7 protein-coding genes are annotated in these 11,251 nt (G+C 38.3%); all 7 read left to right on the top strand.

The window, feature by feature from the left end; genetic code table 11:
* Window positions 1-623: 623 nt before the first annotated feature.
* The 7 genes from B4U84_RS02075 (at window position 624) to B4U84_RS02105 (ending at window position 10,957) form a co-directional block, all read left to right on the top strand.
* Window positions 624-1,724, top strand: a complete 1,101-nt coding sequence (locus tag B4U84_RS02075) for a glycosyltransferase (RefSeq protein ID WP_017312255.1) — start codon at window positions 624-626, stop codon at window positions 1,722-1,724.
* 24 nt (window positions 1,725-1,748) lie between these two features.
* On the top strand, window positions 1,749-3,977 hold the full coding sequence (locus B4U84_RS02080) for a GumC family protein (RefSeq protein ID WP_131115262.1): 2,229 nt from the start codon (window positions 1,749-1,751) through the stop codon (window positions 3,975-3,977).
* An 808-nt stretch (window positions 3,978-4,785) separates the two neighbouring features.
* A complete protein-coding gene (hepC, locus tag B4U84_RS02085) occupies window positions 4,786-5,535 on the top strand; it encodes a heterocyst development glycosyltransferase HepC (RefSeq protein ID WP_131115264.1) in 750 nt (249 codons plus the stop codon).
* A 304-nt stretch (window positions 5,536-5,839) separates the two neighbouring features.
* Complete coding sequence (hepA, locus tag B4U84_RS02090; protein ID WP_131115266.1) at window positions 5,840-7,687, top strand: heterocyst formation ABC transporter subunit HepA; 1,848 nt, start codon at window positions 5,840-5,842, stop codon at window positions 7,685-7,687.
* A gap of 142 nt (window positions 7,688-7,829) precedes the next feature.
* The gene (locus tag B4U84_RS02095; protein ID WP_131115269.1) at window positions 7,830-8,804 is read left to right on the top strand and encodes a glycosyltransferase family 2 protein; all 975 of its coding nucleotides are present in this window, start codon (window positions 7,830-7,832) and stop codon (window positions 8,802-8,804) included.
* Window positions 8,805-8,949: 145 nt separating this feature from the next.
* Window positions 8,950-9,960, top strand: coding sequence for a glycosyltransferase (locus tag B4U84_RS02100; protein ID WP_131115271.1), 1,011 nt, complete (start codon window positions 8,950-8,952; stop codon window positions 9,958-9,960).
* A 22-nt stretch (window positions 9,961-9,982) separates the two neighbouring features.
* On the top strand, window positions 9,983-10,957 hold the full coding sequence (locus B4U84_RS02105) for a glycosyltransferase family 2 protein (protein ID WP_131115273.1): 975 nt from the start codon (window positions 9,983-9,985) through the stop codon (window positions 10,955-10,957).
* Window positions 10,958-11,251: the final 294 nt, after the last annotated feature.

The following is an 11,251-nucleotide window of genomic DNA, read 5'->3' on the forward strand; positions in this document are numbered from 1 at the left end:
ATCTGCAAAAATAATAAAAATTTATCATAAACGCATGTATCCTTAGTGAATACGCTATTCAAGATAGTGTAAATTGGGGTATCTCGTAATTACTTACTTGCAAAAATTAAAATTTCCGTAAACGAGATCATATACTACTAAACATTTTCTCTAATTTCAAGGAAAATTTTGATATGACGGCTTTAAAAAGGCTAAAAGCGTTAATTACTTTATCACGTATGTCAAGTTTTCACAAATTACCACTCTGGTCACTTGACAAATTAGCAATAGACTTATCGCAAAATTTCTCTAATTGCTCAATAGGTAACAATACAGGTAAAAACCATCATATATCTTTATCTAGTAAACAAGTACGATGGATAGATTTTTGAGATTCAGTGATTAAGCCATACAAAGCCATTAACAAACCCATAGCCTCTTGTTTGTTAATTCTGCAACACTTCATCATAATTTTACAAAAACTGGAATTTACAGAGAAGTTTTTTAAAAATTAAAAAATATTTCAGGATTTTCCTGTCTACAGATTGTATTTACGACGTGTCTATAAATAATAAAGCGTGAGTATGGTGTTAATAATTAATTTTTTGATTACTGCCGTTGTATAGAGTTAATTTACAAAAAATATGAAAGTAGCTTTAGTACATGATTACTTAACCCAGCGAGGCGGCGCCGAAAGAGTCTTTGAATTGCTTTGTAAACGCTACCCCCAAGCAGATATATACACCTCTTTGTATGATCCTCAGCAAACCATCGACTTGGGTGAACGGATTGTCAACACAACTTTTTTGCAAAATGTTCCTGGCGCTGCAAAATATTTTCGCCTTATGGCCCCTTTTTATTTTCCAGCCTTTCGCGCTTTAGATTTACAGGAATATGATTTGATTATCAGCAGTAGCACCAGCTTCGCTAAAGCAGTACGTAAAAACCCTTCAGCCAAGCATATTTGCTTTTGTCATAACATTACTCGTTTTTTATGGGATACAGAAACATACTTACGGGAGTACGGAGATTATAGATATTTTGCTCCTTTAATCGAGCAAGTTTTTCAAGTAATGAGAAAGGTAGATCTTGCATATGCACAAGAACCAGACCTTTACATAGCAAATTCGAGCGTTGTAGCTCGCCGTATTCAAACAACTTACGGGAAAAAAGCTATTGTTATTAATTATCCTATTGATACTAGTAAGTTTGTTTTCGCAAAATCTAAAGAAGATTATTATCTAGCTTCGGCTCGGATGATTAGCTACAAACGTCTTGATATAATAGTGGAAGCTTTTAATTGGCTGGGATGGCGGTTATTAATATCAGGGAATGGTCCAGAGCGAGAACGATTACAATCAAAAGCTCTTAGCAATATAGAGTTTTTAGGACACGTCACAGATAGCCAACGTACGCAATTATTCGCTAAAGCTAAGTCTATCATAGTAGCCGCTCTAGAAGACTATGGATTAGTTCCAGTAGAGGCTAATGCTAGTGGAACACCAGTCATCGCCTATGGAGCAGGTGGAGTCTTGGATACTCAAATACCCGGTAAAACAGGAGTATTTTTTAAGAGGCAAACACCTGAATCACTTCAAACCGCTCTACTAGAAGCCAAGGAAATTCATTGGGATTACGAAGATATTCGTAATCATGCAGTGGCAAACTTTTCAGAGGAAGCTTTCTTTAGTAAAGTTGAGCAAGTTGTTGATCAAGCTTGTAATTTAAACAGTTCACTAGTTTGACTTGTTAGCTGAGGAATAGTAAACGTGATTCAATCCAGTCTGAGTCCCCATGTAAATCCAGTTAATGAAACAGAACCGGGTTATGGGCAAATTTTTGCGGTTCTTATCCGCAGACTTCCTTGGTTTTTAGTAGTATTTGTTACTTGTATTGCTGGTGCAGCTTTGATCACGAAAAGAACACCACCAACATACAAAAGCTCAATGCAGCTGTTAGTAGAACCTAACTACAAACAAAATACGCAAGGAGCAACAACTAGTAGTAATTTTACTGATTCTAATGTCGTTGTTGATACTGCTACTCAGCTTAATATTATGCAGAGTTCGGCGCTGATTCAAAAAGCAGTCGATAAACTCAAGCCTGAGTATCCAGATATAACAACTGATCAGATTCAGGGAGCTTTGGTATTAAATCAATTAAGAACAAGAGAAGACAATCTTGCTACCAATATTTTTCAAGCCGATTATACCGATATAGATCCAGATAAAACAGAAAGAGTTCTAAATGCAATTAGACAAGTATATTTGGAATATAACAGACAACAACAAGCCGAGCGTTTAAGAAAAGGTCTAAGAGTTGTTCAGCAACAGTTAAGAGATACAGTAGAAGAAGTAAATAAAGCAGAAGCAAACTTGCAGCGCTTCCGCAGAAATCAAAATTTAATTGACCCAGAAGCACAAGCAGAATCTCTGGAAGAAAATTTAAACGCTATTCTTCAAGACCGACGCACAACTCGCGCTCAGTATGAAGAGGCTAGAGCTCGTTACGCATCTTTGCAACAACAGTTGCAGAGTACTCCACAGAATGCTCTTGTAGAAGCGCGTTTGAGTCAGTCTACACGTTACCAAGCACTACTCAACGAAATTCAAAGAACGCAATTGGCTTTAGCGCAGGAACGCTTGCGCTTCACCGATCAAGCCCCCAGTGTGATTAAGTTAGTAGAACAACTCCAAAAACAGAAAGAGTTATTACAACAAGAAGCAGGAAACACTCTGGGAGGACAACAGGGTAACACCAACGCATCAGGAGGTAATCTCCTCAACCAAGGACAGAAAAGCGAAATAGATTTAACTCTTGCTGGTCAGTTAGTAGAGACACAAACAAATTTACTAGCTTTGGCAGCTCGTGACCAAAGTTTAGCTAAGAAGGAACAACAAGTACGCGATGAGCTTAAAAGCTTCCCTGCTAAGTTAGCAGAGTATAGTCGTCTACAACCGCAAATCCTACTTGGTCGTGAAAGATTGCAAGAACTGTTAAAAGCACAACAACAGTTACAGCAGGAACTTGACAAAGGAGGATTTAACTGGGAAGTTGTGGAACCACCTCGTAAGGGTATTTTTATGGGTCCCAACCTCAATCAAAATTTGATGCTGGGTGCAGTTGTTGGGCTGATGTTAGGAGGTGTAGCTGCTTTTATTCGTGACGCGTCTGATGATTCTGTTCATACGACTGCTGAACTAGAAAGACAGACTTCTTTACCTGTATTGGGAAGTACTCCCAAGTTACCACCTGCTAAAACTAGAGAATCAGTCTTCAAATTACCCTTTGGTAAGCCTGAGGTGCTTGCACCTTGGACAATTCAAGTTCTGCAATCTCCTCCACGTTGGGAATCACTGGATCTGATTTATAAGAATATTGAACTTTTAAATTCAGTTTCCACCTTCAAATCTTTGATGGTCACTTCAGCATTACCTGATGAAGGTAAATCAGGTTTAGCTTTAGGTCTAGCGATGAGTGCTGCTCGTTTACATAAACGAGTGTTACTCATTGATGCTAACTTACGCTCTCCCAACCTGCACAAACAACTCAATCTTCCCAACGAACAAGGACTTTCTACTTTATTGGTGAGTGAGTCTACTCTACCAAATCAGATTAGTATTCCTTCGGCAGGCTCATCCTACATAGATATTTTGACTGCGGGTCCCGCACCAGCTGATCCAGCTAATTTGTTGAGTTCTCCTCGTATGGAAGAATTGATGGCTGCCTTTGAAGAGAATTATGATTTGGTAATAGTAGATGCTCCTCCAGTTCTTGGTTTAGTTGATGCTCTACTCACAGCTTCAGCTTGTCGCAGTGTGATCATGGTAGCTAGCATTGGTAGAGTCACCAGGACTCAACTGGCACAAGCTACAGCTATGCTCAGTAGATTAAATCTCATTGGTGTTGTGGCAAATGGAGTCTCAGATTCTGGCAGTACTTATGTACCTTATGCAAAACAACACTCACTAGCATTGCAAAGAGCAATGGAAGAATAAGCCAGCTAGATCAAAAATGGAAAATTCAGCGCTACTCCCATGGGGGTAGCGCTAGCTTTTTGTTTATTAGCGTGGTTTTCCGTGTGTACAGACTAGCAGGTGCTAGTCTGTACAAATTTTTTCGCTAGATCAATTATCTGATCTGAACTGTATTGTACTTTAAGTAGACTTGGATTATTAGTCCAGACTTTACTAGCGGGCGAATAAATTTTTTACCTACACCCCTATACCCCTTTTCCGAAGTCAAAAATTTAAACGAGTTTTTGGTTCATGCTAAATAAATCCTACTTTCTTTGGCTGAAATTAGAGTTACTCGTAATAATTAAATTTTTGTAAATTTCCCAATATATGTAAACCAAAAATGATTTTTAGGTGTGACAGCAGAGGAAATTCATAGGAACTTAATATTTTTTTGCGTAAAACCCAAGCTCCTTAAAGACTGAATAAAGAATTTGCTTTGACGACCGCTATTTTTACTGAGTCTTATATCCTAGATATTGAAGCACATTAACTCAAAAACTCAAAGTACAAAATGGAAAAAATACTAAAATAAAAATCTAAATTTTTAGATCCGCTCTAAAAAATAACAAATATCTCGAAGTTATTATAAATATCATTCTCCTCAATCGGGAATTTAGGAAACAAGATGTGTAGATACTTAATACGATAATTTATCAATTTATCTTGTTGACTAAAATCACCTTCAGACTTGGTTCCAAACAAATAAAGTAAATAAGATTCAGATTCTTTGGTGTAAAAGCCTTTGATATCAGACTAGGAATCTACCATAATTATAAGTATAAAACATATGACTACTTCAATAATCTCACCACTAGATAACAGCTACACTGCAACTCAACAACACAAAGGCGATCGCCACCCATACTGTACACTTGTATGGCGACGGGATCAGTTGTTAGTCAAGCCTCTAGGAAAAGTAAAGCAACCTTATCTGCCTGTATTAGATAATGAACAATCATTAGCAGATTGCTTGAAACGTTCTTCAGTGAAGTTAGTTCGTATAGATCCACAATTAGGTGAAGCGAAGTTAAATTTTTGGGCTAATGCCTGTGAACAAGCATCAAAGCCTATATACTTACGTGTAGATTCCAGCAAAAAGTACCGTACATCAGAAAGTGCTTTATTGAAAGTCTTAAGAGGAATGATTGATTGGATTGTAGCCTTACTGTTGTTGGTAGTCACAAGTCCACTTGCATTTATATTAGCATTCTCAATGCACTTATCTTCCTCTGAACCTGTTTTACAAAGGGAATGGCATGTTGGCGAACGGGGTAAGTTATTTCGGGGATTTAAGTTCCGTGCCACGCCAGTGAGTAGAAAAACAGGATTGCACAATCTGCCATTGTTACTAAATGTAGTGCGGGGTGAAATGAGTTTATCAGGACCCCGTTGCTGGACATTGGCAGAAGCACTGGAGTTAAGTGCTAAAGAACAACAACAGCTAAATCAGCTACCTGGAGTTGTGGGTTCATGGCAGGTAGAAGGAGCAGAGTCTAATCAGTTGATTCTGGATTCGGCAAATAGCTTCGAGATGTAACATTTACATATTTGCTGGTCTATGTAGAGTAGGATGTTTACATCCTACTCATTACTCACATCTAAAGCAGGGTCAAAGACTCAGGACTATAGTCACTGATGTTCTCTAGCCTAATGTTTTATGAAAACTATCATATGGCCAGTAATTTCTTGATGGTACAAGAAAGCGGATAAATTCTGGGACTCAATCCGCAATCTAAAATCCAAAATCCAAAATTGTTTGACTCTGCTTTGTATTTTTGACTTGCTTGATACTTGCTTTATGATATTTTGCTCATACTCCAGAAGTTGTATAGAAAATAACTATGCCCCGAAAAATATCTCTACTTACCCGTAGATTACTGCAAGCTACTAGTTTTTGGAAAAACAACAGCTTCGTTTTAAGAGAGTTTAAAAACTTTCGACGGCTAATAATTGCTGCTTTGGTGTTCTCGTTTTTGGCGGCAACTTTTGAGGGTTTCGGTTTAGGTTTTTTACTTGCTTTTTTACAAAGCTTAACAACTCCCAATGCCGAGCCTGTAAGAACAGGGATTCAATGGTTTGATGTGTCTATTTTAGGGGTTAACACCCTTCGTAATGAACGATTATACAGAATATCTGCTCTTATTATCTTTACTACTTTTCTACGTATATCTCTGGGCTATACCGCTCAAATTTTCAATCAGTTTTGTGAAGTTCATTTAGCAGATAGTCTGTCTAAACGTATTTTTGAGCAGTTACAAGCTCAAAGTTTAGTCTATTTTGCCAAAAAGCGATCTGGTGAATTAATTGATGTTCTCACTACTGAAATTTTAAGAGTAAGACAGATATTTGGAGGTTTAGCTTTTCTAACCACCAGAGCTTTAACTTTATTTATTTATTCTATATCACTGTTTGTCTTATCATGGCAGCTCACAGTTTTTTCATTTCTATTATTTAGTCTTGTAGCTGTTGGTATTTCCACACTAAATAAACGAATTAGAGAAATTAGTTTTGGCATTTCTATCGCTAACGGGAAATTTACTTCCATAGCTTTAGAATTTCTCAACGGTATCCGCACAGTCCAGGCATCTTCTACTCAAGACTTTGAGCGGAAAAGATTTTATAATGCCAGCGAAAATGTCGTCCAAGCATGGAAAAAGAACTTTTTAATTTCTAATATTCCTAAACCTGCTGCGGAAGCTTCCTTGACAATGATCATGATTGGCATGATTATTTTTGTCACCACTAGTAATTTCATGGAGATCGGCGAATTATTGACTTTCTTCTTTGTGCTGCTTCGGATTATGCCAATGATTCAAGATCTCAATGGCACAACAGCATTTATTAGTAGTCAAGGAGGAGCAATAGATAATATTCAAAATTTACTGAAGCCTGATGATAAAGTTTACTTTCAAAATGGCAAAATTGAATTTCGGGAGTTACAAAGAGCAATTGATGTAGTCTCTGTAGATTTTGGCTACGATCGCGAAAGTTTAGTTTTGCATAACGTCACCCTTTCTATAGAGAAAGGCAAAATGACAGCACTGGTTGGATCTACGGGTGCTGGAAAATCAACCCTAGCTGATTTGATCCCTCGCTTCCACGATCCCACAGAAGGAAAGGTTTTGGTAGACGGAGTCGATGTCCGAGAATTTGAGATTGATTCTTGGCGGCGAAAAATGGCTGTAGTCAGTCAAGATACATTTATTTTTAACACCTCTATTCGTAACAATATTGCCTACGGAACAACGGGGGTAACTCAAGCAGAAATTCGAGAAGCTGCACGTTTAGCAAATGCACTTGAATTTATTGAAGAAATGCCCGAAGGTTTTGATACAGTATTAGGCGATCGCGGTGTACGCTTATCTGGTGGACAAAGACAGCGAATTGCCATTGCTAGAGCCTTATTACGCAATCCCCAAATTCTCATTTTAGATGAAGCCACAAGTGCTTTAGATTCCGTCACAGAAAAGTTAATTCAGGAATCTCTGGAAAAACTTGCTGTTGGTCGAACCGTGATTGCGATCGCTCACCGTCTTTCTACGATCGCCAAAGCAGATAAAGTCGTTGTACTAGAACACGGTCGTGTTGTAGAACAAGGCAATTACCAAGATTTGCTAGAACAACGTGGCAAACTCTGGAAATATCATCAGGCGCAATACGAATCTAATCAGGGTACTTCCACCACTTAGCTATTGACCTGCCTCATTATATATGAGGCTTGAAATTTAAACTAAGTGTTTATTCTGTAAAATCAGCCTCAATCTTCCTCAAAAGGTTGCGGAAAATTTGCTCAATTTATCAACCTTCTAATCTCAAGTTAATAAAACTCAAATGCTAGTTTCCGTGATTATTTCTAACTATAACTATGCTCGCTATCTACCTGCGGCAATAGAATCAGTTTTGGCACAGACTTATAAAAACTTTGAAATTATTGTTGTCGATGACGGCTCTAAAGACAACAGTCGTGATGTAATCAACCAATACCAAGAGCGATCGCCAGATCGAGTCAAAGGTATTTTTCAAGTCAACCAAGGACAAGGTGCTGCATTTAACACTGGATTTGCCGCAGCCAGTGGTGACATTATAGCCTTTTTGGATGCTGATGATGTTTGGAAACCCAATAAATTACAACGCCTTGTTGAGGTATTTCAAGACTCAAATATAGTCGGTGTCATGCATTTATTAGAAAGTATTGATGCCGAAGATAAATTATTAGATAAAAATTATACACGTGGGCGAGTTCCCAACATAGAATTAGCCAAATTAATTCTCGATACAGGAAATTCCTGGTGTTATCCTCCCACTTCTGCTTTAGCTTACCGCCGCAGTGCCTTAACAAAAGTTCTGCCAATTGATACAAAAACTTGGCGGTTATGGGCTGATGGCTGTTTGATCTACTGCACTGCCTTTTTAGGTAATATTAAATACCTGAAAGAGGTATTAGGTAGTTATCGCTTACATGGTAAAAACTATCACGCTAGTCAGCAAGGTCAGACATTCACCAACGAAGATCACGCAAGTTGGCAAGCTGCTATGGAGACAACTAACCAAGGAGTAAATGCTTTTTTAGAGCGTATAAATTATCCTGCTAGAGTAAATTTGATGCGAAACCTTGACTACCGACGTACTATTTATTACTGGCAAGGTAAATGGAATGCATCAGAAATGTTCGCCATATGTGGTATAATTTTACGCTATCCTTTTTACAGCATTCAAGAGCGGATGTACTTTCTGTTTAGATTAATAGTCAAGAGCATAAGCTTTCTAATTCGTCCAAAGTCACCGCTAGAAAAAGCTTCAGTTTAGTATTAAAAAATACATCTTTAGGACACAGGTGTAACTACTATCTCAATTATTCACTAAGACATACTTGAATCTCAGACTTATCAGGGACACTCAAAGTTCGTAGTTGGCTCGCACACAAAATCCTTCATTAAATTCTCATAATTTTATGACCAACGAACCAAATCCCCATCTTCCCGTAGTTCCACCTGTTTCCAAAGATATACCACGTCCTCTGTGGTCAGTAATGATCCCAACATATAATAGTGGGAACTATCTGCGGGAAACACTAGCTAGCGTACTAGCAGAAGACCCAGGTAGAGAAGTCATGCAGATCACTGTTGTTGATAATTGCTCTACTAAAGATGATCCAGGAAAAATAATTGGCGAATTAGGAAGCGATCGCATTGAACTTCATCGCCAGCCCACAAATGTGGGTATGGTGAAAAACTTTCAGACATGTATAGAATTATCTCGCGGTCATTTAGTTCACATTCTCCATGCTGATGATCTTGTCAGAACTGGATTTTACGAACGCCTTGGACGTGCTTTCCACAAACACCCAGAAATTGGTGCAGCTTTCTGTCGTACCATTTTCATGAATGAGTATGGTCATTGGATTAAAATTACTGACCTCGAACAACCTGAAAGTGGAATTTTACCAAGTGAGTGGTTAGAGCAGATTGCTGATGTTTGTCGAATTTCACCACCATCCATAGCAGTACGTCGGGAAGTCTACGAAAAACTAGGCGCCTTTGATAGTCGCTGTGGTTTGTGTATTGACTGGGAGATGTGGGTGAGAATCTTTGCTAATTACCCAGTTTGGTTTGAAGCTGAACCTTTGGCGACATGGCGAATGCACTTAGCTTCTAGCACCTCTACCAATCTTGCGGATGGTCATTATGCTCAATCTTTGTATCAGGTGATCAAAAGTTTTGAATCATATCTAGGTGATAGAGTACCCAAAAAAGTTTATCAAAACGCTAAACAAAACTGTGCATTCTTTGCCCTGGAAACCGCCACGGATTTACTAAAAATAGGTGATACATCCAGAGCATTCGCTCAAATTCAAGCCGCCCTTACCTACAGTCAATCTTTTCGAGTTGTGCGATCGGCTTCTCGCTTATTCTTATTGAATAGCGCATTATTTTTATTACGAAAAAGCACAACTACTAGTTAATTTATATACATATTTTCAAGCCATGAATATAAATTCTCAATCAGAAACACCATTAGTCAGCATTATTACGCCCACTTACAATCGTCCAGATTACTTAAAACAAGCTTTAACAAGTGCTACTCGCCAAACCTATCAAAATATAGAAATTATTGTTTCTGACAATTGCAGTCCGGAAAACCCCCAAGCGATTGTGGAATCTTTTAATGACCCACGTATTCGTTTCTCACGCAACGAAACCAACTTAGGTATGCTCCCTAACACCATCAAAGCTTTTAAAATGGCACAGGGAAAGTACGTTGCGGCTTTGCTTGATGATGATTTATGGGAAGAAAACTTTTTAGAAAAGCTTATTCCCCCATTAGAAGCAAATCCGAATTTAGTACTTGCTTTTTGTGATCATTCCGTCATTAATGCTGATGGCACAATTGACGATTATCTAACAGAATACTGTTCTCAATTATTTAAACGGGCAGATTTACCTGAAGGTATTTATCAACCTTTCTACAAAATTGGCTTGGTAGATCAAGCTATAGCTTCTGCAATGGCTGCTGTGATTCGTAATGATGCCATAGATTGGGATAGTATTCCTCCAGAAGTTGGTGGTTCATGGGATGTTTATTTAACTTATTTGTGTTGTCGCACTGGGATGGGAGCCTATTATTGTCCTGAAAAATTAACTCGATATCGTAGGCATGACCAAACAGAAACAGTACAAAGTGGTAGGCTTAATTATCAAGCAAAAATTCGTAAATCTCAAGCAGATATGTTTTGCTTAGAGAGATTTATGGAAGATGAAAATCTCCAAGAATTTAAAACCTATTTTCGACAGCAATGGGTAAAAGTCAGCACAAGTTTAGGAATTGGCTTAATGCGAGCTGAACAAACTAAACAAGCACGCCCCTATCTTTGGCGTTCCTTACGTCAACAGTTTAATTTACGGACTATAGCTGCATTAATGGTGAGTTTTACTCCTCCAAAAATAGCCGCTAAATTTTAAAAGACTATAAAAATATTTAAAGTTATACCCCACGGGCTTTTTGCCCACAACGATGGAATGAAATATCAACCACAAATGAACGCAGATAAACACAGATAAACACAGATAGGTCAGGACTTACGGAAAACATAACGCGCATTTGCGGTAATTCATGAATTACCGCTACGCAAGAATAAGGTTTTCGATCACATCTTGCGTAAGTCCTGTAGGTTATAAATTTGTTGCCAAGTTTATCCCCGATCCCCAATCCTCGATCCCCTTCCCCCGATCCCCGATCCCCGATCCCCGATCCCC

The sequence above is a fragment of the Westiellopsis prolifica IICB1 genome, assembly GCF_004323185.1.
Classification (GTDB): domain Bacteria; phylum Cyanobacteriota; class Cyanobacteriia; order Cyanobacteriales; family Nostocaceae; genus Pelatocladus; species Pelatocladus prolificus_A.